Origin of the sequence: Streptomyces sp. NPDC101178 (assembly GCF_044767965.1) — a bacterium.
Lineage (GTDB): Bacteria > Actinomycetota > Actinomycetes > Streptomycetales > Streptomycetaceae > Streptomyces.
In genome coordinates, this window is sequence record NZ_JBIWOZ010000002.1 from 46,283 (window position 1) to 70,819 (window position 24,537).

Consider the following 24,537-nt stretch of genomic DNA (forward strand, 5'->3'; position numbering starts at 1 on the left):
GGCGGGGACATCAGAACCGTACCGGAACGGCCGGAGCCGATCGACGGAAATACGACCCGTCGACCGGCCCCGACCGTGGTGGCCGGGTTCCGGGGGCGAACCCCCGAAACCCCGCCCAATCCCAGCGGATCCTTGCGGACCCGAGGTGGATCAGCCTCGCGGCTTCTCGCGCATCTCGTACGTCGCGATGACGTCGTCGATCTTGATGTCGTTGAAGTTTCCGAGGTTGATACCGCCCTCGAAGCCTTCGCGGATCTCGGTGACGTCGTCCTTGAAGCGGCGCAGACCGGAGATGTTGAGGTTCTCCGCGATGACCTTGCCATCGCGCAGCAGGCGCGCCTTGGTGTTGCGCTTGACCTCGCCGGAGCGGACCAGCACACCGGCGATGTTGCCCAGCTTGGACGAGCGGAAGATCTCGCGGATCTCCGCCGTGCCGAGCTCGACCTCTTCGTACTCCGGCTTGAGCATGCCCTTGAGGGCCGCTTCGATCTCTTCGATCGCCTGGTAGATGACCGAGTAGTACCGGACGTCCACGCCTTCGCGCTCGGCCATCTGCTCGGCACGCCCTGCGGCGCGCACGTTGAAGCCGATCACGATGGCGTCGGAACCCGTCGCCAGGTTGATGTCCGACTCGGTGACCGCACCCACACCGCGGTGCAGCACCCGGATGTCGACCTCTTCACCGACGTCGAGCTGGAGCAGCGAGGACTCGAGAGCCTCCACCGAACCGGACGCGTCGCCCTTGATGATGAGGTTGAGCTCCTGGACCAGACCGGCCTTGAGCGCCTCGTCCAGGTTCTCCAGGGAGAACCGGACACCCTTGCGGGCGAAGTTGGCGTTGCGCTCGCGGGCGGCGCGCTTCTCGGCGATCTGACGGGCCGTACGGTCCTCGTCGACGACCAGGAAGTTGTCGCCGGCGCCCGGGACGTTGGTGAGACCGAGCACCAGGACGGGGGTCGAGGGACCCGCTTCCTGCACGTTCTGACCGTTGTCGTCGAGCATGGCGCGCACCCGGCCGTAGGCGTCGCCCACGACCATCGTGTCGCCGATGCGCAGCGTTCCGCGCTGGACCAGGACGGTCGAGACGGCACCGCGACCGCGGTCGAGGTGGGACTCGATCGCAATACCCTGCGCGTCCTGGTTCGGGTTGGCCCGCAGGTCGAGCGAGGCGTCGGCGGTGAGGACGACGGCCTCCAGGAGCGCCTCGATGTTGAGGCTCTGCTTGGCCGAGATGTCGACGAACATGGTGTCGCCGCCGTACTCCTCCGCCACCAGACCGAACTCGGTGAGCTGACCGCGCACCTTGGTCGGGTCGGCACCCTCGACGTCGATCTTGTTGACCGCGACCACGATCGGCACCTCGGCCGCCTTGGCGTGGTTCAGCGCCTCGATCGTCTGGGGCATCACACCGTCGTTGGCCGCCACCACGAGGATCGCGATGTCGGTCGACTTCGCACCACGGGCACGCATGGCGGTGAACGCCTCGTGACCCGGGGTGTCGATGAAGGTGATCTTGCGCTCTTCGTCGTTGACGTCCGTCGTGACCTGGTAGGCACCGATGTGCTGGGTGATGCCACCGGCCTCGCCCGCGACCACGTTGGTCTTGCGGATCGCGTCCAGGAGCCGGGTCTTACCGTGGTCGACGTGACCCATGACGGTCACGACCGGCGGACGGGAGACCAGGGCCTCTTCGCCGCCCTCGTCCTCGCCGAACTCGATGTCGAAGGACTCGAGCAGCTCGCGGTCCTCCTCCTCGGGGCTGACGATCTCCAGGACGTAGTTCATCTCGTCCGCGAGCAGCCGGAGCGTCTCGTCGGAGACGGACTGCGTCGCCGTGACCATCTCGCCGAGGTTCATCATCACGGCGACGAGCGACGCCGGGTTGGCGTTGATCTTCTCCGCGAAGTCGGTGAGCGAGGCACCGCGCGACAGCCGGACGGCCTGTCCGTTGCCGCGAGGCAGCATGACGCCGCCGACCGACGGGGCCTGCATGGCCTCGTACTCCTGGCGCCTCTGCCGCTTCGACTTGCGGCCACGACGCGCCGGACCGCCGGGACGGCCGAACGCACCCTGCGTGCCACCACGGCCGCCGGGACCACCCGGACGACCGCCGAAGCCGGGACGACCGCCGAAGCCGCCGCCGCCACCGGGACGGCCTGCACCGCCGCCGCCACCGCCGGGACCGGCCGGACGGCCGGCGAAGCCGCCGCCACCGCCGCCACCGGGACGACCGGCGAAGCCGCCGCCGCCACCGGGACGGCCTGCACCGCCGCCGGGACGACCGCCGGCACCGGGACCACGGCCACCGCCGGGGCCACCACCGGGACGCGGGCCGGCAGCGGGACGCTGCGGCATCATGCCCGGGTTGGGACGGTTACCGGCGGGACCGCCGCCGGGACGCGGGGCCTGCGGACGGGGCATGCCGCCCGGAGTGGGACGGGCTCCGCCCTGACCCTGGCCGCCCTGGGGGCGCGGGGCGCCGCCGGGGCCGCCCTGGGGACGCGGGGCGCCGGGGCGCTCCGAGCCGCCACCGGGGCGCGGGGCACCGCCGGGACGGGGCGCCGAGGGGCGCGCCATGCCGGTGGAACCGCCGGAGGTGAAGGGGTTGTTGCCCGGACGGGGACCGGCCGGACGGGCGCCGCCGGGGCGCGGTGCGCCCTGGCCGGCGGGACGTGCGGGGCGGTCGCCGCCACGCTCGCCACCACGGCCGCCGTCACGCTGACCACCGTCGCGCTGGCCGCCGGCCGGAGCCGGACGGGCCGGGCCGCCGGCAGGGCGCGGTCCCGGGGAGGCCGCGGGACGCGGGGCCTGGGGCTGCTGGGGGGCGGCCGGCTGGGCCGGAGCCGGGGCCGAGAACTCGGCGGCCGGGACCGGGGTCACCGGGGCTGCCTTCGGCGCGGGCTTCGGGCCCGGACGGGGGCCCGCCGACGGCGCGGAGGGCGCCGCGGGGGTGCTGGTCTCCGGGGCCTCGGCAGCGGCCGGCTTGGGGGCCGGTGCGCCGGGCTTCGGGGCAGCGGGACGTGCCGCAGCGGCCGGGGAGGGCGCCGCGGGCTTTGCGGGCGTCGCCTTGCGGGGCGCGCCAGGCTTGGCAGCGGACTTGCCGGCGTTGCCGCCGGGCCCCTGCAGTGCGTCGGTCAACTTGCGTACAACCGGCGCCTCGATCGTCGAGGACGCCGAACGGACGAATTCACCGAGTTCTTGGAGCTTGGCCATGACGACCTTGCTCTCGACGCCGAACTCCTTGGCGAGTTCGTATACCCGGACCTTAGCCACTTCGCTCCTTTTAGGTCCGGGTTACCGCCGGACCGTCGCTACTTCATGGGCGTACTCATCGCGTACTCATCGAGTGCTCATCGCAATCTCGACCTACTTCCAACTCGCGAGGTACCTGACCGCACGGGGTCCCGTGCCGTTCACTTTCTTACGGTGTCACCCGCTCGACGAACCGCGTGAGTGCCGCGGTGTCGAACGGCCCCTTGGCCTTGAAGGCCCGGGGGAACGCCCGGCGGCGAACCGCCAGGTCGAGACAGACAGAGGTGGGGTGCACGTAAGCACCCCGGCCGGGCAGCGTACCGCGTGGATCAGGGGCGCAGGCGCCCTCGTCCACCACGATGCGCAGCAGCTCGCTCTTGGCCACTCGCTCCCGGCATCCCACACAGGTTCGCTCGGGGCAAGCGCGGGCTTGCGTCCGGCCAGACACGTTTTAGTCTACCTCCCCGTACCGACCTCACCCCTTTGGGGCAAAAATCGAACGGATGTTGTCGTGATCTCAGCGGCGTCCAGCCAAGATCTATTCCCTGGAGCGGCTCCGGGTCAACGCCTTTCCGAGCGCTCCCGGGCCCGCTCGGCCCGCTCGCGGTCGGCGGTCTCGCGCTCCTCGTCCGTCTCGGTGTCCGGGCGGATGTCGATGCGCCAGCCGGTGAGGCGCGCGGCGAGGCGGGCGTTCTGGCCCTCCTTGCCGATCGCCAGCGACAGCTGGTAGTCCGGCACGGTGACGCGGGCGGAGCGGGCACCGAGGTCGACGACCTCGACCTTGCTCACCCGGGCGGGCGAGAGCGCGTTGGCGACCATCTCGGCCGGGTCGTCCGACCAGTCCACGATGTCGATCTTCTCGCCGTGCAGCTCGGCCATGACGTTGCGCACCCGGCCGCCCATCGGGCCGATGCAGGCGCCCTTGGCGTTGAGGCCGGAACGGGTGGAGCGGACCGCGATCTTGGTGCGGTGGCCGGCCTCGCGGGCGATGGCCTCGATGACCACCGAGCCGTCGGCGATCTCCGGGACCTCCAGCGCGAAGAGCTTCTTCACCAGGTTCGGGTGGGTGCGCGAGAGCGTCACGGAGGGACCGCGGACGCCCTTGGCGACCCGTACGACGTACGTACGCAGGCGCAGGCCGTGGGTGTACTCCTCGCCCGGGACCTGCTCCTGGACCGGCAGCATGGCCTCCATCTTGCCGATGTCGACCAGGACGTTCTTCGGGTCCTTGCCCTGCTGGACGACGCCGGTGACGACATCGCCCTCGTGGCCCGCGTACTCACCGAAGGTCTTGTCGTCCTCCGCGTCGCGCAGCCGCTGCAGGATGACCTGCTTGGCGGTGGTCGCGGCGATCCGGCCGAACCCGGAGGGCGTGTCGTCGAACTCCTTGGGCTCCTGGCCCTCTTCGAGGTCGGCCGGGTCCTCCTTGGCCCACACGGTGACGTGGCCGTTCTCGTCGAGCTTCACCCGCGCCCGGCGGTAGCTGCCGTCGGTGCGGTGGTACGCGATGAGGAGGGCCGACTCGATCGCCCCGACGAGCACGTCGAAGGGGATCTCCTTGTCCTGCGCCAAGCCCTTCAGAAGCTTCACATCGATGTCCACGGCTACGCCTCCTCTTCCTTCTTGTCCTTGCGGTTGAATTCGATCTCCACGCGCGCCTTGGCGATCTCGTCGAAGGCGAGGCGGCGGGACGTGGGCTTGCGGCCCTTGACGCCGGGCACTTCGAGGTCCAGCCCGTCCTCGTCGACGGCGAGGATGCGGGCGACCAGCTCACCGGAGCCGTCGGCGGCGAGGTGGAAGCGGGCCAGCCGGCCGGTGGCGCGCACGTAGTGGCGGGGCTCGGTCAGCGGGCGCTCGGCGCCGGGGGAGCTGACTTCGAGGACGTACTCGCCCTCGCCCATCGCGTCGGCCTCGTCCAGCTTCTCGGAGATCGCGCGGCTCAGCTCCGCGCACGCGTCCAGCTCCACGCCCTCGTCGGAGTCCACGATGACCCGCAGCACTCCACGCCGGCCCGCCCGGGACACCTCGATCTCTTCCAGGTCCAGCTGCCGCGCGCTGACGAGCGGTTCCAGCAGCCCGCGCAGCCTCTCGCTCTGGGTGGTGCTCATCCGGGTGACTCCTCGGCCGCGTGTGCTGTTGTGGGGATCGTCGCGTGTCAGGTGAAAGGGTATCCGGTCGCCAGGGGTGTTGCCGTCCGCCCGCCCTGTCACCGCGGGTACGCTCGCGTTCGGTGATCAGTTCAGGACAGATCCTGTCAGGATCGGTCCCGGCCCGAAGGAGAGACGTGCGGAGCACGGGGACGACCCGCAGGGGGGCGCTCACCGCGACGGGGGCTTTCGCACTGGGTGCGGTGCTGACCGGCTGCGGGGACGACGACAAGAGCACGGGCCGGAACGGTCCCGTCCGCACCGAGGCCGAAGCGGTCCGGGTGGAGCGGAGGCTGCGGACGGCCGCGGCGCACACCGCCGCCCTGACGCTCGCCCACTACGACCTGGCCACCGAGGCCCACCCGGTGCTCGCGGAGGGCCTGGCGCCCCTGCGGACGGCCGTACGGGAGCACACCAAGGCCCTGGCGGTGAAGGGCCGGAAGGCCGCCGCGCCGCCCGCGCCCGGTCCGGTCTCCGCCGACGCGAAGGCGGCCGTGCGGGAGCTGGCCGCCGCCGAGCGCCGCCGGGCCGACGCGCACGCCGAGGCGCTGCTCACCGCCGAACCGGAGCTGGCCCGGCTGCTGGCCTCGGTGGCCGCGGCCGCGGCGGTCCACGCGTACCTGCTGACCGAGCTGGCCAAGGAGACCTCGTCATGACCCTGCCCTCCGAGGACGAGACCCCCTCCCCCGCACTCACCGCCACCCAGGCCGCACTGGCCGCCGAGCACGCGGCCGTCTACGGGTACGGGGTGCTCGGCGGCCGCATCACCGGGAAGCGGCGCACCGAGGCGAGTGCGGCGTACGACGGGCACCGCGCGCGCCGGGACGCGCTCATGTGGCGCGTGCGTGACCTGGGCGGTGCGCCGGTCGCCGCCGACGCCGCGTACGCTCTGCCCTTCGCGGTTACCGACACCGCGTCGGCACTGCGCCTCGCCGCCATCCTGGAGGACCGGGTGGCGGGCGCCTGCTCCGATCTCGTACGGGCCACCGAAGGGCCCGCGCGGGCCGACGCGGCGGGCGCGCTGCGGGAGGCGGCCGTGCGGGCGGCCCGCTGGCGGGGCGGCAACGTAGCCTTTCCGGGGCTCGCCGAGCGGGCTCCGGGCGCCGGTCCGGCCGAGAAGACGGGCCCGGTGGAGGCCGCGGGAGCGGACACGCCCGAAGGCTGACCGAGGGACCGGGAAGGGATCAACGGACGTATGGGTTTCGAACCGCCGCAGCGCCTGGTGCGCGCGCTCGGCGAGATGTACGGGGACGGTGCGGCGGCCGACTGGCTGGAACGCCTCCCCACGCTCACCGAACAGGCGCTCGACGCCGCCGGGCCGGACCTCGCCGTGGAGCGGGTGGCCGCCCCAGGCGGGCGCAGCGCCCTGGTGCTCCTGGTCCGGCAGGCCGACGGGACCCCGGCCGCGCTGAAGATCGCTCCGCCGCGTGCCGAGCCGGAGCGGGAACGGGCGGCGCTGGCGCACTGGAACGGCTGGGGCGCGGTGAAGCTGCTGGAGGACCCCGCTCCCGGCGCGTCCGGGGCGCTGCTGCTGGAGCGGCTGCACCACGAGGTGTCGCTGCGTTCGCTGCCGGAGGCCAAGGCTCTCCTGGAGGCGGCGGGCACGGTCCGGCGGCTCTGGGTGGAGCCGCCCGCCGGCCATCCCTTCGAGACCGTGGCCGAGCGGACCGAGCGGCAGACGGCGGGGATGCGGGCGGCCGCCGAGGCCGATCCGGCGCTCGCGCCGCTGGTGGACGCGGCGCTCGCGGCCCGCAGGGAACTGGTCGAGGCCGCTCCCGAACTCCTGCTCCTGCACGGCAACTTCCGCCAGAGCAAGGTGCTGTCCGGCGAGCGCGCGCCGTGGCTGACGGTGGGCCCGGAGCCGCTGGTGGGTGAGCGGGCCTACGACCTGGCGCGGCTGGTGCGGGACCGGGTGGAGGATCTGATCGCCTCGCCGGGCGGACCGGTGACGGCCCGGCGGCGGGTCAAGAGGCTGGCGGAGTCGCTGGAGGTGGACCAGGCGCGGCTGCACGGCTGGACGCTGTTCCGGGCGGTCGAGTCGGGGACCCGGGCGCTGGCCGAGGGGCGGCGGCAGATGGGCGAGGTCAACCTGGAGTTCGCCGGCTGGCTGTAACGGTCCGCCGTACGGCGAAGGCCCCCGCGCACTCGTGCGCGGGGGCCTTTCCCATCGGCTGATCAGGCCAGGTCGGCCGTCAGGCGGGCGATCGCCTCGTCGACGGTCAGCTCCTCGCGCTCGCCGGTGCGGCGGTCCTTCAGCTCCAGGACGCCGTCGGCCGAGCGGCGGCCGGCGACCAGGATCTTCGGCACGCCGATGAGCTCGGAGTCGGTGAACTTCACGCCGGGCGAGACGCCGGGGCGGTCGTCGACCAGGACGCGCAGGCCCGCCGCGTTGAGCTTCTCCGAGACGTCGAGGGCCAGCTCGGTCTGGAGGGCCTTGCCCGCGGCGACGACGTGGACGTCGGCCGGGGCGACCTCGCGGGGCCAGCACAGGCCCTTGTCGTCGGCGGACTGCTCGGCCAGGGCGGCCACGGCACGCGAGACGCCGATGCCGTACGAGCCCATCGTGACGCGGACCGGCTTGCCCTGCTGGCCGAGCACGTCGAGCTGGAAGGTGTCGGCGTACTTGCGGCCGAGCTGGAAGATGTGGCCGATCTCGATGGCGCGGTCCAGGGTGAGGCCGGTACCGCAGTTGGGGCAGGGGTCGCCCTCCTCGACCACGACGACGTCGACGTACTGGTCGACCTCGAAGTCACGGCCCGCGACGACGTTCTTGGCGTGCTTGCCGTCCTTGTTGGCGCCGGTGATCCAGGCGGTGCCGGGGGCGACGCGGGGGTCGGCGAGGTAGCGGACCTTCTCCAGGCCCTGGGGGCCGACGTAGCCGCGTACGAGGTCGTCACGGCCGACGAAGTCCTCGGCGGTGACCAGCTCGACGACGGCGGGCGCCAGGTGCTCGCCGAGCTTGCCGAGGTCGACCTCGCGGTGGCCCGGGACGCCGACGGCCACGATCTCGCCGTCCACCTTGACCAGCAGGTTCTTCAGCGTGGCGGAGGCGGGGACGCCGAGGTGCGCGGCGAGGGTCTCGATGGTCGGGGTGTCGGGGGTGTCCAGCTCCTCCACCGCGCCGTGCGCCGAGCCGTCGACCGGGGCGAGCGCGAAGGTCACGGCCTCGGTGTTGGCGGCGTAGTCGCAGTTCGGGCAGTCCGCGAAGGTGTCCTCACCGGCGGCGGCGGGCGCCAGGAACTCCTCGGAGGCCGAGCCGCCCATCGCGCCGGAGACGGCGGAGACGACGCGGTGGTCCAGGCCGAGGCGCTCGAAGATCTTGATGTACGCGGCGCGGTGCAGCGCGTAGGAGTGCGCGAGGCCCTCGTCGGTGGTGTCGAAGCTGTACGAGTCCTTCATCTGGAACTCGCGGCCACGGAGCACGCCGGAGCGGGGGCGGGCCTCGTCGCGGTACTTCGTCTGGATCTGGTAGAGCATCACCGGCAGGTCCTTGTAGGACGTGCACTGGTCCTTGACGGTCTGGGTGAAGATCTCCTCGTGGGTCGGGCCGAGGAGGTAGTCACCGCCCTTGCGGTCCTGGAGGCGGAAGAGCAGGTCGCCGTACTCCTCCCAGCGGCCGGACGCCTCGTAGGGCTCCTTGGGCAGCAGGGCGGGGAGCAGGACCTCCTGGGCGCCGATGGCGTCCATCTCCTCGCGCACCACGCCTGAGATGTTGTCCAGGACCTTCTTGCCGAGCGGCAGCCAGGACCAGATGCCGGCCGCGTTGCGCCGCACGTACCCGGCGCGGACCAGCAGCTTGTGGCTGAGCGTCTCGGCGTCCGCCGGGTCGTCGCGCAGTGTCTTGATCATCAATCGGGACATGCGCTGGACCTGGGCCATGATGAACTCCTGCTCGCAAGGGTGGTGAGCCCGAGGTTAGCCGGGGGGTGCGGGCAGGCGGAAATCCATTCAGCCCTGGTGCCTGCGGAGCGGCAGGGGGGCGCCCATCACCGCGTACGGCAGTGGGGCGCTGGGGAAGACCACCTGACGGGCCAGGTCGCGGTAGCCGAGCGCTCGGTACAGAGCGCGGGCCGGGCTGTCCTTGTCGATCGCGGAGAGGATCGAGCGGGGCTGCGGGACGGCGTCGGTGATGGTGGTGATCAGGGTGCGGCCGATGCCGTGCTGCTGGTGGTCGGGGTGGACGTGCAGCTCGGTGATGACGAAGGAGTCGTCGAGCCAGCCGTCGGAGCCGGTGGCGCGGAGGTGGGGCTCGACGACGGTGGACCACCAGTGGGCGCGGTCGTTGGGCAGCCCGTAGACGAAGCCGACGAGCCGTCCGCCGGGGGTGAGGGCGCCGAGCGCGCGGGCCTCGGGGTGGTCCAGGTGCCTGAGGACGATGTGGCGGCGTACGTCGATCTCGTCCTGGCTGAGCCCGAAGGCGGCGGCCTGGACGTGGAGGGCTTCGTCGACGCGTGCGGCCAGGTCGATCGGGCCGACCGCGATGCCGGGGTCCGCGGGGCCGTGCGCGGTGACTGGTGCCATGCGCGAACCCTACTGGCCGGGGCGGGTGGGCCGGAACGGGCGGCGGCGGGGAAGCGCCCTCCGTACGGAGGGCCTTCCGCACGGGCGGCAGGGAAGCCTTCCCGGCGGGCTGTTCAGAACAGGACGCTCATGAAGGTGCCGGTCTCACGGAAGCCGACGCGGCGGTAGGCCTTGCGTGCGGCGGTGTTGTAGTCGTTCACGTACAGGCTGACGACGGGGGCGACATCGGCCAGGGCGTAGCGCAGGACGGCGGCCATGCCGGTCTCGGAGAGGCCCTTGCCGCGGTGTTCGGGGGCGACCCAGACGCCTTGGATCTGGCAGGCCTGGGGGGTGGCGGCGCCGATCTCCGCCTTGAAGACGACCTTGCCGTCGTCGATGCGGGCGAAGGAGCGGCCGGCGCCGATGAGTTCGGCGACGCGGGCCTGGTAGAGGAGGCCGCCGTCACCGGCGAGCGGGGAGATGCCGACCTCTTCGGTGAACATCGCCACGCAGGCCGGCATCAGGACCTCGGTCTCGTCCTTGCGGATGCGGCGGACCAGCGGGTCGGGAGTGATGTCGGCCGACGGGCTCTCGGTGACCATGAGGGGCTGGTTGGCGCGGACCTCGCGGGCGGGGCCCCAGCCGGGTTCGAGCAGCCGCCAGAGCAGCGCGGTGGGTTCGGCGGGGCCGACGATCGAGGAGCAGCGGCGGCCGGCGCGGCGGGCCCGGTCGGCGAAGGCGCGTACGGCTTCGGGCCCGGCGCAGATGGGGACCAGGTTGGCACCGGCGTAACAGAGGGAGCGGAGCCTGCCGTCGGCGTACCAGCCCCACATCTCGCCGCCGAGGCGCCAGGGGTCGAGCCCGGCGACCTGGACGCGGGACGTGACGAAAGCGTTGGCCACGGGCTCGCTCTCCAGGATGGCGAGCGCTGCGCCGAGGTCGCTGGGTTCGAGGACCCGGGTGGTGGTCTGCGTCAACACGAGGGGGCCTCACCATGCGGTCTGCTGATTTCCGCACTGTACCCAACAAGGCCCAAGAGCGCTGCCCGGGTCCGGAAGCGGGCTTCCGGACAGGCCCTGGAGACGCCGCCGCCCCGCCGGGCACGGAGCTCGGCGGGGCGGCGATGACCGGAAAAGGCGCAGGTCAGGCGCCGATGGAGACCTGAGGCTCGCCGGAGGCGATGCCATCCTTCTCCATCTGCTCGGCGATCTTCAGGGCTTCCTCGATGAGGGTCTCGACGATCTTGGACTCGGGCACGGTCTTGATGACCTCGCCCTTGACGAAGATCTGGCCCTTGCCGTTGCCGGAGGCGACCCCGAGGTCGGCCTCGCGGGCCTCGCCGGGGCCGTTGACGACGCAGCCCATGACCGCGACGCGCAGCGGGACCTCCATGCCCTCCAGGCCGGCGCTGACCTGGTCGGCGAGCTTGTAGACGTCGACCTGGGCGCGGCCGCAGGAGGGGCAGGAGACGATCTCCAGGCGGCGCTGCTTCAGGTTGAGCGCCTCCAGGATCTGCAGGCCCACCTTGACCTCCTCGGCCGGCGGGGCCGAGAGGGAGACGCGGATGGTGTCGCCGATGCCCTCGGAGAGCAGCGCGCCGAACGCGACGGCCGACTTGATGGTGCCCTGGAACGCCGGTCCGGCCTCGGTGACGCCGAGGTGGAGCGGGTAGTCGCTCTGGGCGGCGAGCTGGCGGTAGGCGTTGACCATGACGACCGGGTCGTTGTGCTTGACCGAGATCTTGATGTCGCCGAAGCCGTGCTCCTCGAAGAGGGACGCCTCCCACAGGGCGGACTCGACGAGGGCCTCGGGGGTGGCCTTGCCGTACTTCTTCAGGAGCCGCGCGTCCAGGGAGCCGGCGTTGACGCCGATCCGGATCGGGGTGCGGGTCTCGTTCGCCGCCTTGGCGATCTCCTTGACCTTGTCGTCGAACTGCTTGATGTTGCCGGGGTTCACGCGGACCGCCGCGCAGCCCGCGTCGATGGCGGCGAAGACGTACTTCGGCTGGAAGTGGATGTCGGCGATCACCGGGATCTGCGACTTGCGCGCGATCGTGGCGAGGGCGTCGGCGTCGTCCTGGGTCGGGCAGGCCACCCGGACGATCTGGCAGCCGGAGGCCGTCAGCTCGGCGATCTGCTGGAGGGTGGCGCCGATGTCCGACGTACGCGTCGTCGTCATCGACTGCACGGAGACGGGTGCGTCGCCGCCGACCGCGACCGTGCCGACCTGGATCTGTCGGCTGACCCTTCGGTCGGCGAGCTTGGTCGGAACGGCCGGCATTCCGAGAGAAATCGCAGTCATGCGCTGTGCATCCCCAAGGTGTGGATCAAGGTCCCGATGTCGGCGGGCTCCAGGCTTCGAGGTTACGGCACCGGAGCCTGGGCGCACGCACCGTACGGACAAGTCAACCAGATGGTGACCGACCGGACACGGGGTGTGTGCCCGGCGGTCACCTCTGCGGGCTCCCTCGCGGAGGCTCAGCTGATCTTGACCGGGTTCACGATGTCGGCCACCAGGACCAGCAGCGTGAAGCAGATGAAGAGTCCGGCGACCACATAGGCGACCGGCATCAGCTTGGCCACGTCGAACGGGCCCGGGTCCGGGCGCCGGAAGACCTTGGCCACATTGCGCCGCAGCGACTCCCAGAGCGCGCCCGCGATGTGCCCGCCGTCGAGCGGGAGCAGCGGCAACATGTTGAACAGGAACAACGACAGGTTGAAGCCGGCGAGCAGGAACAGCATCATCGCGACCTGGTTCTGCGCCGGGATGTCGAGGTTCATCACCTCGCCGCCGATGCGCGCGGCACCGACCACGCCGACCGGTGAGTCGTCGGCGCGCTGGCCGTCGCTGAACGCCGCGTTCCACAGGTCGGGGATCTTGGAGGGCAGCGCGATGATCGCGTCGACGCCGTTCTCGATCATGTCGCCCATGCGCACGACGGAGTCACCGAAGCCGAGCGGCACGATCTCGGTCTGGGCGGCGAAGCCGAGGTAGCCGGCCTTGACGAACTGATCGGGGATGACCTCGCCGTTGCCGTCCTTCTTCGCGACGGCGTTCTCGCGCAGGACGGCGTTGAGGGTGAGCTCCTGGCCGCCGCGCTCGACGGTGATGGTGGCGGGGCCGATGGTGTTGCGGATGCGGTCCGAGAGCGTCGCCCAGTCGTCGACCTTCTGCCCGCCGAAGGCGACGATCTTGTCGCCCTCCTTCAGGCCTGCGGCCTTGGCCGGGGAGACGGGGTCGGTGCCCTCGCAGGTGTCGCGCTTCTCGCTCTGCGCGATCACGCACTGCTGGACGCCGGCGACCTCGGTGGTCTGCGTCTGGAAGCCGAAGGTCATCGCGACGCCCATGAAGATCGCGACGGCGAGGATCAGGTTCATGAACGGGCCGGCGAACATCACGATGACGCGCTTCCACGGCTTGCGCGTGTAGAAGAGCCGCTTCTCGTCGCCGGGCTCCAGCTCCTCGTACGCGGCGGAGCGGGCGTCCTCGATCATGCCGCGCCACGGTGAGGTGGAGCGGGCTTCGAGGCGGCCGTCGGCGCCGGGCGGGAACATCCCGATCATGCGGATGTAGCCGCCGGCCGGGATGGCCTTGATGCCGTACTCGGTGTCGCCCTTCTTCTTCGACCAGAGCGTCGGGCCGAATCCGACCATGTACTGCGGGACCCGGATGCCGAACATCTTGGCCGTGGAGAGGTGGCCCAGCTCGTGCCAGGCGATGGAGAACAGCAGGCCCACGACGAAGACGGCGATCCCCAGGACCGTCAGCAGGATCGAGGTCAGACTCATGCGCGCGCCTCCGCTGTCGCTTTCGCCGAGAGTTCCCGGGCCCGTGCGCGGGCCCAGGTTTCCGCTTCGAGGACGTCCGCGAGGCTGAGCGGGGTTCCCGGGGCGGGGGTGCCGTGTTCGGTCACCACAGCGGTGACCGTATCCATGATTCCGTTGAAGGGCAGCTGTCCGGCGAGGAAGGCGTCGACGCACTCCTCGTTGGCCGCGTTGAAAACGGCGGGTGCCGTGGAGCCGAGCGTACCGACGTGGCGGGCGAGGCCGACCGACGGGAAGGCCTCGGTGTCCAGCGGGAAGAACTCCCACGTGGACGCTTTCGACCAGTCGAAGGCGGGGGCGGCGTCCGGGACGCGCTCGGGCCAGCCGAGGCCGATGGCGATGGGTCCGCCCATGTCGGGCGGGGTGGCCTGGGCGAGGGTGGAGCCGTCGGTGAACTCGACCATGGAGTGCACGTAGGACTGCGGGTGGACCACGACCTCGATGCGGTCGAAGGGGATGTCGTAGAGGAGGTGCGCCTCGATGACCTCAAGCCCCTTGTTGACGAGCGTCGCGGAGTTGATCGTGATGACCGGGCCCATGGCCCAGGTGGGGTGGGAGAGGGCCTGCTCGCGGGTGACGTCGGCCAGCTCCTCGCGCGTACGGCCCCGGAAGGGCCCGCCGGAGGCGGTGACGACGAGCTTGCGGACATCGGCACGCTTCCCGGCCGCCAGCGCCTGGAAGAGCGCGGCGTGCTCGGAGTCGACCGGGATGATCTGGCCGGGGGCGGCGAGCGTCTTCACCAGCGGGCCGCCGACGATCAGCGACTCCTTGTTGGCGAGGGCGAGCGTCCGGCCCGCCCGCAGCGCGGCCAGCGTCGGGGCGAGCCCGATGGAGCCGGTGATCCCGTTGAGCACGGTGTGGCAGTCGCTCGCGGCGAGGGTGGCCGCCGCGTCGGGGCCTGCGAGGATCTCCGGGAGCGGTTCCCCGGCCCCGTACCGCTCACGCAGCGCCTCGCGGAGTCCTCCGACCGCGCCGGGGTCGGCGACGGCGACCGTGTCCACCCGCAGCCGGTGGGCCTGCTCGGCGAGGAGGGCGGTCCGGCCGCCGGCGGCGGAGAGCGCGGTGACCCGGAAGCGGTCGGGGTTGCGCAGGACCAGGTCGATGGCCTGGGTGCCGATGGACCCGGTGGAGCCGAGGATCACCAGATCCCGGCGGCCGTCCGCGGCGTCGAAGAGGAGATGCGGATCGGCGAGGGGGGCGGGGCTGTCGCTCATGCCCCCATTGTTGCCGCTCCGGCTGTGTGCGTGGACAGCGCGTCCCGGTGGGGCGGCGATTAGGTGGCTTCGGCACGGAGGGAGCGCGCCCGGTGTGCGGGCGCGCTCCCTTGACGGGTTACGGGTGGCGGCTCAGCGGACCGGCCGGTGCCGGTTCTCCCCGGCGGAGGGCCCGGGGGTGGCGTCCGCGATCCAGGGGCCGTCGCCGCTGGGGTCGATGACGCCCTCCTCCAGCCAGGTGTACGTACCGGAGAGCACGCCGTCCACCACGCGCCGGTCCAGGTCGTCGGTGTTGGACCAGAGCCGCGTGAACAGCTCCTCGACCCGGATGCGGGCCTGCTCGCAGAAGGCGTCCGCGAGCTGGTACGCCTCCCGGCCGTGCTCCCCCGCGCCCCGCAGATGCTCGGCGCGGACGCAGGCGGCGCTCATCGCGAAGAGTTCGGCGCCGATGTCGACGATCCGGCCGAGGAAGCCTTGCTTGGTCTCCATCCGCCCCTGCCAGCGGGACATGGCGTAGAAGGTGGACCGGGCGAGCTTGCGCGAGGAGCGCTCGACGTACCGGAGATGCCCGGAGAGGTCGCGGTGCCCGGCGGGCTTGAACTCACCGTACGTACGCGGAAGTTGCCCAGCCCCGGTCACCAACTGAGGCAGCCAACGGGCGTAGAAGGCCGCTGCGTTGGCACCGGCCTTGGCCTTGTCGGCGAGTGCCTTCTCCGGATCGATGATGTCGCCGGCGACCTTGAGGTGGGCGTCGACGGCTTCGCGGGCGATCAACAGGTGCATGATCTCGGTGGAGCCCTCGAAGATCCGGTTGATCCGCATGTCGCGGAGCATCTGCTCGGCCGGAACGGCGCGCTCCCCGCGGGCGGCGAGCGATTCGGCGGTCTCGAAGCCGCGGCCGCCGCGGATCTGGACGAGTTCGTCGGCGATCAGCCAGCCCATCTCGGAGCCGTACAGCTTGGCGAGGGCGGCTTCGATACGGATGTCGTTGCGGTCCTCGTCGGCCATCTGGGAGGAGAGGTCGACGATCGCCTCCAGGGCGAAGGTGGTGGCCGCGATGAAGGAGATCTTCGCGCCGACCGCCTCGTGCTTCGCGACGGGCCGCCCCCACTGCTCCCGTACGGCGGACCATTCGCGGGCGATCTTCAGGGACCACTTGCCGGCGCCGACGCACATGGCGGGCAGCGACAGACGCCCGGTGTTGAGGGTGGTGAGCGCGATCTTCAGCCCGGCGCCCTCGGGTCCGATCCGGTTGGCGGCGGGGACGCGGACCTGGTGGAAGCGGGTGACGCCGTTCTCGATGCCCCGCAGTCCCATGAAGGCGTTGCGGTGCTCGACGGTGACGCCGGGGGCGTCCGCCTCGACGACGAAGGCGGTGATGCCGCCGGAGTGCCCGTCGGAGGCAGGCACCCGAGCCATGACGACGAGCAGATCGGCGACGACCCCGTTCGTCGTCCAGAGCTTCACACCGTCCAGGAGGTAGTCGTTCCCGTCAGGTACGGCGGTGGTGGCGAGGCGGGCCGGGTCGGAGCCGACGTCGGGTTCGGTCAGCAGGAACGCGGAGACGGCGGTGGTGGCGAGCCGGGGCAGGAAGGCGTCCTTCTGCTCCTGGGTGCCGAAGATCTTGAGCGGCTGCGGTACGCCGATCGACTGATGCGCCGAGAGCAGCGCACCGATCGCGGGACTCGCGGAGCCCACCAGGGCGAGCGCCTTGTTGTAGTACACCTGGGTGAGCCCGAGACCGCCGTACTTGGTCTCGATCTTCATACCGAGCGCGCCGAGCTCCTTGAGCCCGTTGACCACCTCGTCGGGGATCTTGGCCTCGCGCTCGATCCGCGCACTGTCGACGTGCGCCTCGCAGAAGGCACGCAGCCGCGCCAGGAACTCCTCGCCGCGCCGGATGTCGTCGGGCGGCGGCAAGGGGTGCGGATGGATCAGGTCGAGCCGGAAGCGCCCGAGGAACAGCTCCTTGGCGAAGCTGGGCTTACGCCAGTCCTGCTCCCGGGCGGCCTCGGCGACCCGCCGCGCCTCACGCTCGGTGACCTTGGGCGCTCTGGGGACCTGGGGGGTGTTGTGTGGTGCGGACATGGGGACCTCACCTCGCCGCGTGCCACCAGGACGGACAGGCACCTGGACGCGCGGACTGCGTAGGGGCTGGCTGCTTACTGGTCCGTATGTAACCCATGTACCCGGAGTTCGGCACCCGCACCAGGCCTGGCGGGCGTCCCCCTTCCGTCAGCCGAGCCGGCCGGGCCGCAGGAGCATCGGGTCGTAGGTTGGTCGCCTTCGGGAGGACCATGAGTTCCCGCGGCCAGAAGACGTCGCCTGCCTCGGCGGCCTGCTTGGCGTCGGCGGGCAGGTCATGGGCGATGGACGCCCACCAGGCGCGGTCCGGGGTGAGCGTGACCCCGTGGACGTGCCCGACGAGGGCCCGTCGTCGAGCCGCGCCGTGACGACGTCGAATCCGCGCATGGTGAAGGCTCCGGCTCCGCCGGCCGCTGCGGTCCACGCACAGGATCTTGAGGCCACGAGTAGCCCGTGGCAGGCTCATGGCGCATGATCGATGCGTTCGCGAAGACCAGCTTGCACGGCAGACTGCGGCGGGACCGCAAGGCGCTGCTTTGGAAACTCGACGGCCTGTCCGAGTACGACGCCCGCCGACCTTTGACAGTGACCGGGACCAACCTCCTCGGCCTGGTCAAACACGTGGCCAGCGTTGAGGCCAGGTACTTCGGTGAGGTCTTCGACCGGCCGTCTCCGGAACCGCTGGTCCGATGGCAGGACCACGACGGCAGCGATCTGTGGGCGGCTGCGGACGAGGCGCGCGATCAGATCATCGAGTCCTACCGGCGCACGTGGGAACACTCGGACACGACGATCGACGAGCTTGCCCTCGATGCCCCCGGCCACGTGCCGTGGTGGCCGGAGCCTCATGCCGACACAAACCTGTTCGCCATCCTGGTCCACGTCCTCGGCGAGACCAACCGGCATGCCGGGCACGCCGACATCCTGCGCGAAGCCGTCGACGGCCGAACCGGGATGCGCCCCGAACACGAGATGCAGATCGATGAGGAAGCCCGCACCTCCTACCGCGCGAAGATCGAGCAGGCCGCAAGGTCGGCCGAATCGGTCAAGGCATAGAAGGCTGTCCCATTCGCTCCCAAGGACTCCTTGTCGGAACGAGAGCTGCGCCAGCCCGTCGATGACCTTGCCGGGAGCATCCTCAAGGCTCAAAAAGCCTGAGGCCGGCGAGTCGCCGCTCGGGGCACAGGACGTCGGACGGCTTCGACAGCGTCTCACTGCGTGACAACCACGACGCACCTCGGCGAACGAACGCGAACGGCTGCCGGCCATCCGCCCAGGTGAGCGGCGCAGACGCCCAAGGCAGTGTGCCGTCCCTGGCCGATCTACCTCGGGACGAAGAGGTCAGTGGGTCAAGGGGCAGAGAACGGCCGGAGCCCCCGCACAGTGGGCTCCGGCCGTTCGTCTTGTGCCTGCCCCGCCCCGCACCCGCTGTCCGGGCGGGAGGCGCGGCGGGGTCGTTGCGGGGTGTTACAGGGCCAGGCCCGTGAGGACCAGGACGCGCTCGTAGGTGTAGTCGTCCATCGCGTAGCGGACGCCCTCGCGGCCGACTCCGGACTGCTTGGCGCCGCCGTACGGCATCTGGTCGGCGCGGTACGAGGGGACGTCGCCGATGATCACGCCGCCCACCTCCAGGGCGCGGTGGGCGCGGAAGGCGGTCTGGAGGTCGTGGGTGAAGACGCCTGCCTGGAGGCCGTACTTGGAGGAGTTGACGGCGGCGAACGCCTCCGCCTCGCCGTCCACCTTCTGGAGGGACATGACCGGGCCGAAGACCTCTTCGCAGGAGAGCTTCACGTCGTCCGGGAGGGCCGCCAGGACCGTCGGGGCGTAGGTGGCGCCGTCGCGCTTGCCGCCGGTGAGGAGTTCGGCTCCGGACTGGACCGCCTCGTCCACCCAGGACTCCACGCGCTTCGCCGCGTCCTCGCTGACCAGGGGGCCGACGTCCGTGGTGGCGTCCGCCGGGTCGCCGGTGACCAGGGCCTCGACGGCGGCGACGATCTTCGGGACGAGCCGGTCGTAGACCGAGGCGTCGGCGATGACCCGCTGCACCGAGATGCAGGACTGGCCGCCCTGGTAGTTGGAGAACGTGGCGATCCGGGTCGCCGCCCAGTCCAGGTCCTCGTCCGAGGCGTAGTCGCCGAGGACGACCGCCGCGCCGTTGCCGCCCAGCTCCAGGGTGCAGTGCTTGCGCGGCACCGACTCCATGATCGCGTAGCCGACCGGGCCCGAGCCGGTGAAGGAGATGACCGGCAGCCGCTCGTCCTGGACCAGGGCGGGCATCTTGTCGTTCGGGACCGTCAGGACGGACCAGGAGCCCGCCGGGAGGTCGGTCTCGGCCAGCAGCTCGCCGAGGACGAGCGAGGAGATCGGGGTGGCCGGGGCCGGCTTCAGGATGATCGGGGCGCCTACCGCGATGGCCGGGGCCACCTTGTGGGCGCTGAGGTTGAGGGGGAAGTTGAAGGGCGCGATGCCGAGGACCGCCCCGCGCGGGAAGCGGCGGGTCAGGCCGAGGCGGCCGGTGCCGCCGAGGTCGGTGTCCAGGCGCTGCGCCTCGCCACCGTTGAAGCGCCGGGCCTCCTCCGCCGCGAACCGGAACACCGAGACCGCCCGGCCGACCTCGCCGCGCGCCCACTTGATCGGCTTGCCGTTCTCCGCCGAGATCAGCTGCGCGATCTCCTCCGTGCGCTCCCCCAGCCGCCGTACGACGTGGTCGAGCGCGGCCGCCCGTACATGCGCCGGGGTCGCCGCGAACTCATCGCGTACCGCGTGGGCGGCGGCGACGGCCTCCTCCACCTGGGCGTCGGTCGGCACGCTGACGGTGCCGACGAGGCGTCCGTCGTACGGGTTGGTGACGTCGAAGCTGTCGGCACCGGTGGCCTGGCGGCCGGCCACCCAGAAGGCGTGGGGCGAAGTCATGGAGGTTCCGGCCCTTCGGAGGTCGTGAGGAGGTCTTTGACCAGGAGGTCTTTGTCGAGGAGGTCGTGGGTGCCCTTGAGGCTCCCCGACCGACTTCCACGGTAGGGCGAGGCTGCCGCGATCGCGTTTAGCCGGGGTGGAGTGGGATCGGCCTCCCCTGCTACGGATTGGCGAAGGAGGCCGAGGAGGCCAAGGAGGCCGCGGCGGCCGAGGAGGCCTGGGCCTACTCCTCCGGCGGAGTCGCCGCCTCCGTCGCCTTCAGCGCCAGCCACAGCTCCATCCGCACGTCCGGGTCGTCCAGCGAGCGGCCCAGGATCTCCTCCACCCGGCGCATGCGGTAGCGCAGGGTGTGGCGGTGTACGCCGAGGTCGGCGGCGGCCGCGTCCCACTGGCCGTGGCGGGAGAGCCAGGCGCGCAGGGAGGCCACGAGGTCGCCACGGCCCTTGGCGTCGTGCTCGTACAGGGCGCGGAGCATGCCGTCGGCGAAGGCCCGTACGGCGTCGTCCGCGAGGAGCGGCAGGACCGACCCGGCCGCCAGCTCCTCGTGCTCGACCAGGGCCCTGCCCCGGCGGCGCGCGACCGAGAGGGCCTGCTCCGCCTGCTTGTACGCGGCGGAGACGGCGATCGGGCCGCACGGGGCGGAGAGGCCCACGATCACGTCGCTGTCCTCGGCGGCTCCCTCGCGCGGCGCGCGGTCGTCCTGGGCCTCGGCGTAGGCCGCGCAGGCGGCGACCGCCGTGCCGCCGTCGGCCGCCAGGATCACCACGCGCTCGCCTTCGGGGACCATGAGCAGCGCCTCGCCGGAGCGGGCGGCGGCGGCCTCCATGGTCTCGGTGAGCAGTTCGTACGCGGCGGGCGCGACCGTCTCCGCGATGATCAGCCGGAATGGCGCGTCGAGCAGCTCGCCGTACAGATCTCCGGCGACCGCGCGGGCGTGGTCGGGCTGGCCGGCCAGCAGCATGCGCAGGACGGCGGCGCCCAGGCGCTGTTCGGCGCCCTGGAGCGCGCCGGAGCGTGCGGTGGTGAGGGTGAGGAGGGCGACGGCGGAGTGGACCGCGTACCGCTCGGCGGTGCCCAGGGCCGCTCCCGTGCCGACGGCCAGTGCGCCGCGCGCCCGGCGGCCCGTGCCGAGCGACTGGAGTTCGACCCGGTCCTCGCTGTCGCCGACGACGACGCTGGCGGGCGCGGGTCTGTCCCGGAGGCGTTCGACGTCCGGCGTGAGGCGGGCGGCCCGGCGCGCGGCCCAGTCGGGGGCGGCGGCGAGCACCGCGCCGGAGGTGTCGTACAGCGCGGCCCACCCGTCGATGTGGGTGGCGAGGCGGGCGAGGAGGCCGGCGGGGCCGTCACCGGCGAGCGCGGCCTTCGTCAGCTCGCGCTGGGCCTCGAAGCCGGCGGTGACCGCGCGGTACTGGTCGGCGGCGATGGCGGCGGATACGGCCTTGCTGATGGCGAGGAACGGCGTGCGGCGCGGCACTTCGAGGAGCGGAAGTCCCGCTTCCTCGGCGGCTTCGACGAGCGCGTCCGGGACGTCCTCGTAGTTGACGCCGACCGCGAAGCCGACCCCGGCGACGCCCGCTCCGGCCAGCCGCCGCACGTACCGGCGCATGGACTCGGCGTTCTCGGCGTCCAGGTTGGTGGCGGTCACCAGGAGCAGTTCGCCGCCGTCCATGTACGGGACGGGGTCGGCGAGCTCGCTGGCATGGGCCCAGCGCACCGGGGTGTCGAGCCGGTCCGCGCCCGCCCGCACCGTGAGCTTGAGCGCCGAGTGCTGGACGAGCGAGGCGAGCGTGGGGGGCATGGGAGCGGGAACTCTCGGTGTCGGAGACGCGTGGCCGGCGAGGGGCTGCCCTGCCGGATCGGTGGTGGCTATTACGCCGTCCCGTATGAACGGCTGCCACCGATTCTGCCAGGGCGGCAGAGTTCCGGTAACCGCTCTCCGTCCTCGGGGGCCTTTCTCAGCCGCCCAGCTCCACCAGCAGCGGCGGTGCGTGCTCGCCGTCGACCGTGGTCAGCCGGATCACCGCGTGGCTGGCCGGGACCGCGTACGCCAGCTCCGAGGCCGACCAGCGCTCCTTCTCCACCTGCCGTACGGTCACCGCGTCCGTCGTCACCGCCTTGCCGGTCACCAGCTTGCGCAGCGCGTGCAGGGCGCGGGTGAACGGCTGGTCGGCGAAGACGGTGTGCTGGGCGACCTCGCGGGTCTCCACCCACTCCTTGCCCCAGGCCTCGGCGAACCGCTTGCCGTCCCAGGTGGTGATGCCGGAGAGGGCAGCCGTGCAGCCGACCGCGCCGAGAAGCGGGGTGTGCAGGGGTTCGGGGACGTCGTCGACGGTACGGAGGGTGAGGACGGCCCCCGCGTTGACGGAGCGCAGCCGGCGGATGCCGCGTACGGTCTCGGCGGTCACCGCGTGGGTCGCGTCGTCCAGGACCAGGCCGACGAAGAGCGTGGTGTCGGTGCGGGCGGCGGTGATCGCGGTGAACTGGGCGAGCAGCAGCCGGGTGAGGAGGCGGGACGCTTCCGCGTGGCCGCGCTCCGGCAGGTCGACGCGGACCCGCAGCGGGTACTGGCCGAGCGAGCGCAGCGCGAAGGGCCGGGCGTCCGGGCCGGTGGCGAAGAATCCGGCGAACGCGGGCCGGTCCAGCAGCGCCACCCGGTCCGCGAGGGCCGGTGCGGGGTCGCCGGGGCCGCCCGCCTGACGGGTCCGGGCCTCCAGCTCGCGGAGCATCGCGTGGTGTCCGGCGGCTTCGAGCGTGGCACGCAGCGCGGTGAGCGCGGCCGGGGTGCCGTCGAGGAGTTCGCGCAGTTCCGGTACGGAGGGGAAGTGGCCGTGGGCCGTCCGGTACGGGCCGAGCAGCTGGGCCAGTACGGTGGCCGCGCGGCGGCTGTCCAGGCTGCCGACATCGCCGACGAGCCCCTCCGCGAGGACGGCGGCGGCCTCGTCGGGGTCGGAGGTGCCGCCGTAGAGGTCGAGGTCGTGGGCGGAGGCGGGGTTGCCGACGCGTACGACGACGTCGAAGGCCTCGTCCGGGCCGACGGGCGCGCCCGTGCCGCCGACGGCGAGGACGGCCGCCTGGCCGGCCAGGGCGCGCAGCCCGAGGGCCTCCACGGCGGGGCGCACCAGCCGGGCGGACTTGCCGGAGCCGGGCGGGCCGACGGCCAGCAGCGAGGTGCCGAGCAGGGTGGGGTCCAGGGCGATACCGGTGGACCGGCGGGCGTAGGGGTTGTGCGGGTCGTCCGCGCAGCGGCCGATGCGGACCTGGCCGGTGAGCACGTCGTGGCGGGCGGTGCGGCGGGGCAGGTCGCGGTCGCCGGAGGGGTGCGGGGCGGCCGCTCCCCCGGTGCGCAGGACGGCCTCAGCGAGGGGGGCGAGGCGGTCGGGGCTGCGCGTGGCCTGCGTCCAGGCGTGACGCAGCCGGGCCACGTCCACGTCGTTCATGCGGCCGGTGCGGACCTCGGCGGTGAGGGTCTCCGCCGCGTCGGTCCAGCCGGCCGCGCGCAGCTCGGGCCACTGGTCGGCGGAGGTCGCGGTGGCGGGGGCCGGGGTGGTATCGGCCGGGGCGGGGGTTTCGGCACCCTTGCGGGCGGCGAGGAGTTCGCGCCAGCGGCCGAGGCGGGCGAAGGGGTACAGCACGGCGGCGGTGATCAGCGCGTAGATGACGTTGACGACGGTCTGGCTCTGGTAGATCTCGCCGCCCGCGACGGCGGCGACCAGCACCAGGACCGGGCGGACGACCGGCAGGGTCTCCTTCCAGACCAGGAGCTGGGTGAGGCCCGCCGCCACGGCCGCCGCGAGGGCGAGGAAGGGCTGCCCGCGCTGGACGACATGGCGGCGGAAGAGCTCGGAGAAGTTGCCGATCCGGCCGCACCCGTACACGAGGAGCCCGAAGAGGAGTGCCTCGTACACCGTGAGCGCGTCGGAGCCCTCGATGGTGCGGGGGCCGCCGGAGGTGCCCGGGTTCCACCACTCACCGGGGGTGAAGAGCTTGAGGGGGACGAGGCGGTACGGGAGGTAGCCGTTGCGCCAGAGCGACCAGAGGAGGAGGGCGGAGAGGAGGGTGATGACGGCGCCCACGAGGAGGGAGCGGTCGGAGACCTCCTCGCTCTGCTCGGCCGGGCGCGGTGTGAACCCGAACCGCCAGACGCCGGGGGCCTGGGGTGGGCGGGGTGTACGCAGCCAGGCGTCGAGGGCCGGGGCGCCGGCGGCGGGCTGCTCGACGGGGGGTGGTGGGGTGGCGGGGCGGGCGGGGGGCGGTCCGGGCGGGGGCGGGGAGGTCCACGCGGAGGGCTGCCCGAACGGCGGCGCGGCGGGCTCCCCGGCCGCAGCCCGTCCCGGCGAGGGCTGCCCGGCGGACTGCTGCCCGCCCCATGCCGCCCCCGGGTCCGCAGGCGGAGCCGCCCACGATGCCCCGGGGTGCGCGGGCGGCTCCGCCCGCGGCGGCTCCGGCGGCGGTGGTGGCACGGCCTGGCCGGGCACCCTGTCCGCGTTCGTGCCCCGTACGCCCCGCGTGCCCTCGTCGTCCATGAACCACTGCCCCCTTGACCTGCCGGTCCGTCCGCTGCCCCGGTCAATCTAGTGCGCGCGCACGGGGAGTTCAGCAACC

At 72.3% G+C, this 24,537-nt stretch carries 18 protein-coding genes; 4 read left to right on the plus strand and 14 right to left on the minus strand.

Annotation, left to right across the window (positions count from 1 at the left end; translation table 11 throughout):
* Window positions 1-150: 150 nt before the first annotated feature.
* The 4 genes from infB to rimP form a co-directional block, all read right to left on the minus strand.
* A complete protein-coding gene (infB, locus tag ACIRR8_RS04345; protein ID WP_404058814.1) occupies window positions 151-3,273 on the minus strand; it encodes a translation initiation factor IF-2 in 3,123 nt (1,040 codons plus the stop codon).
* A gap of 148 nt (window positions 3,274-3,421) precedes the next feature.
* Window positions 3,422-3,700: a YlxR family protein gene (locus ACIRR8_RS04350; RefSeq protein ID WP_199787082.1), complete on the minus strand. Its 279-nt coding sequence runs from the start codon at window positions 3,698-3,700 to the stop codon at window positions 3,422-3,424.
* 113 nt (window positions 3,701-3,813) lie between these two features.
* Window positions 3,814-4,854, minus strand: coding sequence for a transcription termination factor NusA (gene nusA / locus ACIRR8_RS04355; protein WP_404058817.1), 1,041 nt, complete (start codon window positions 4,852-4,854; stop codon window positions 3,814-3,816).
* Window positions 4,855-4,856: 2 nt separating this feature from the next.
* A complete protein-coding gene (gene rimP / locus ACIRR8_RS04360; protein WP_404058819.1) occupies window positions 4,857-5,360 on the minus strand; it encodes a ribosome maturation factor RimP in 504 nt (167 codons plus the stop codon).
* Window positions 5,361-5,536: 176 nt separating this feature from the next.
* Between rimP and ACIRR8_RS04365 the strand changes: the two genes are divergently transcribed.
* Genes ACIRR8_RS04365 through ACIRR8_RS04375 form a run of 3 tightly spaced genes read left to right on the plus strand, consistent with a single transcriptional unit; the run spans window position 5,537 to window position 7,512 of the window.
* On the plus strand, window positions 5,537-6,055 hold the full coding sequence (locus ACIRR8_RS04365; RefSeq protein ID WP_404058822.1) for a hypothetical protein: 519 nt from the start codon (window positions 5,537-5,539) through the stop codon (window positions 6,053-6,055).
* A complete protein-coding gene (locus tag ACIRR8_RS04370; RefSeq protein ID WP_404058824.1) occupies window positions 6,052-6,564 on the plus strand; it encodes a ferritin-like domain-containing protein in 513 nt (170 codons plus the stop codon). Before ACIRR8_RS04365 ends, ACIRR8_RS04370 begins: the two co-directional genes overlap by 4 nt.
* Before the next feature lie 30 nt (window positions 6,565-6,594).
* Window positions 6,595-7,512 (plus strand): aminoglycoside phosphotransferase family protein, encoded by a 918-nt coding sequence (locus ACIRR8_RS04375; RefSeq protein WP_404058827.1) that lies wholly within the window; start codon window positions 6,595-6,597, stop codon window positions 7,510-7,512.
* A gap of 62 nt (window positions 7,513-7,574) precedes the next feature.
* On the opposite strand, the gene ACIRR8_RS04380 is transcribed toward ACIRR8_RS04375, so the two are convergent.
* The 7 genes from ACIRR8_RS04380 to ACIRR8_RS04410 form a co-directional block, all read right to left on the minus strand.
* Window positions 7,575-9,278, minus strand: coding sequence for a proline--tRNA ligase (locus ACIRR8_RS04380; RefSeq protein ID WP_404058830.1), 1,704 nt, complete (start codon window positions 9,276-9,278; stop codon window positions 7,575-7,577).
* 69 nt (window positions 9,279-9,347) lie between these two features.
* On the minus strand, window positions 9,348-9,920 hold the full coding sequence (locus tag ACIRR8_RS04385; RefSeq protein ID WP_404058832.1) for a GNAT family N-acetyltransferase: 573 nt from the start codon (window positions 9,918-9,920) through the stop codon (window positions 9,348-9,350).
* Between the two features lie 113 nt (window positions 9,921-10,033).
* On the minus strand, window positions 10,034-10,876 hold the full coding sequence (locus ACIRR8_RS04390; protein ID WP_404060632.1) for a GNAT family N-acetyltransferase: 843 nt from the start codon (window positions 10,874-10,876) through the stop codon (window positions 10,034-10,036).
* 166 nt (window positions 10,877-11,042) lie between these two features.
* A complete protein-coding gene (gene ispG, locus ACIRR8_RS04395) occupies window positions 11,043-12,200 on the minus strand; it encodes a flavodoxin-dependent (E)-4-hydroxy-3-methylbut-2-enyl-diphosphate synthase (protein ID WP_404058835.1) in 1,158 nt (385 codons plus the stop codon).
* 176 nt (window positions 12,201-12,376) lie between these two features.
* Window positions 12,377-13,687: a M50 family metallopeptidase gene (locus ACIRR8_RS04400; protein WP_404058837.1), complete on the minus strand. Its 1,311-nt coding sequence runs from the start codon at window positions 13,685-13,687 to the stop codon at window positions 12,377-12,379.
* Window positions 13,684-14,937: a 1-deoxy-D-xylulose-5-phosphate reductoisomerase gene (dxr, locus tag ACIRR8_RS04405; RefSeq protein ID WP_404058840.1), complete on the minus strand. Its 1,254-nt coding sequence runs from the start codon at window positions 14,935-14,937 to the stop codon at window positions 13,684-13,686. The genes ACIRR8_RS04400 and dxr overlap by 4 nt, the downstream gene beginning before the upstream one ends.
* A 132-nt stretch (window positions 14,938-15,069) precedes the next feature.
* Window positions 15,070-17,025: an acyl-CoA dehydrogenase family protein gene (locus ACIRR8_RS04410; protein WP_404058842.1), complete on the minus strand. Its 1,956-nt coding sequence runs from the start codon at window positions 17,023-17,025 to the stop codon at window positions 15,070-15,072.
* 468 nt (window positions 17,026-17,493) lie between these two features.
* On the opposite strand from ACIRR8_RS04410, the gene ACIRR8_RS04415 reads away from it, so the two are divergent.
* Window positions 17,494-18,078, plus strand: a complete 585-nt coding sequence (locus tag ACIRR8_RS04415; protein ID WP_404058845.1) for a DinB family protein — start codon at window positions 17,494-17,496, stop codon at window positions 18,076-18,078.
* Window positions 18,079-18,489: 411 nt separating this feature from the next.
* On the opposite strand, the gene ACIRR8_RS04420 is transcribed toward ACIRR8_RS04415, so the two are convergent.
* From ACIRR8_RS04420 to ACIRR8_RS04430, 3 genes are all read right to left on the minus strand, one after another.
* Window positions 18,490-19,935: an aldehyde dehydrogenase family protein gene (locus ACIRR8_RS04420; RefSeq protein ID WP_404058847.1), complete on the minus strand. Its 1,446-nt coding sequence runs from the start codon at window positions 19,933-19,935 to the stop codon at window positions 18,490-18,492.
* Between the two features lie 223 nt (window positions 19,936-20,158).
* Window positions 20,159-21,733: a PucR family transcriptional regulator gene (locus ACIRR8_RS04425; RefSeq protein WP_404058850.1), complete on the minus strand. Its 1,575-nt coding sequence runs from the start codon at window positions 21,731-21,733 to the stop codon at window positions 20,159-20,161.
* Window positions 21,734-21,890: 157 nt separating this feature from the next.
* Window positions 21,891-24,458, minus strand: coding sequence for an ATP/GTP-binding protein (locus ACIRR8_RS04430; RefSeq protein WP_404058853.1), 2,568 nt, complete (start codon window positions 24,456-24,458; stop codon window positions 21,891-21,893).
* Window positions 24,459-24,537 lie beyond the last annotated feature (79 nt).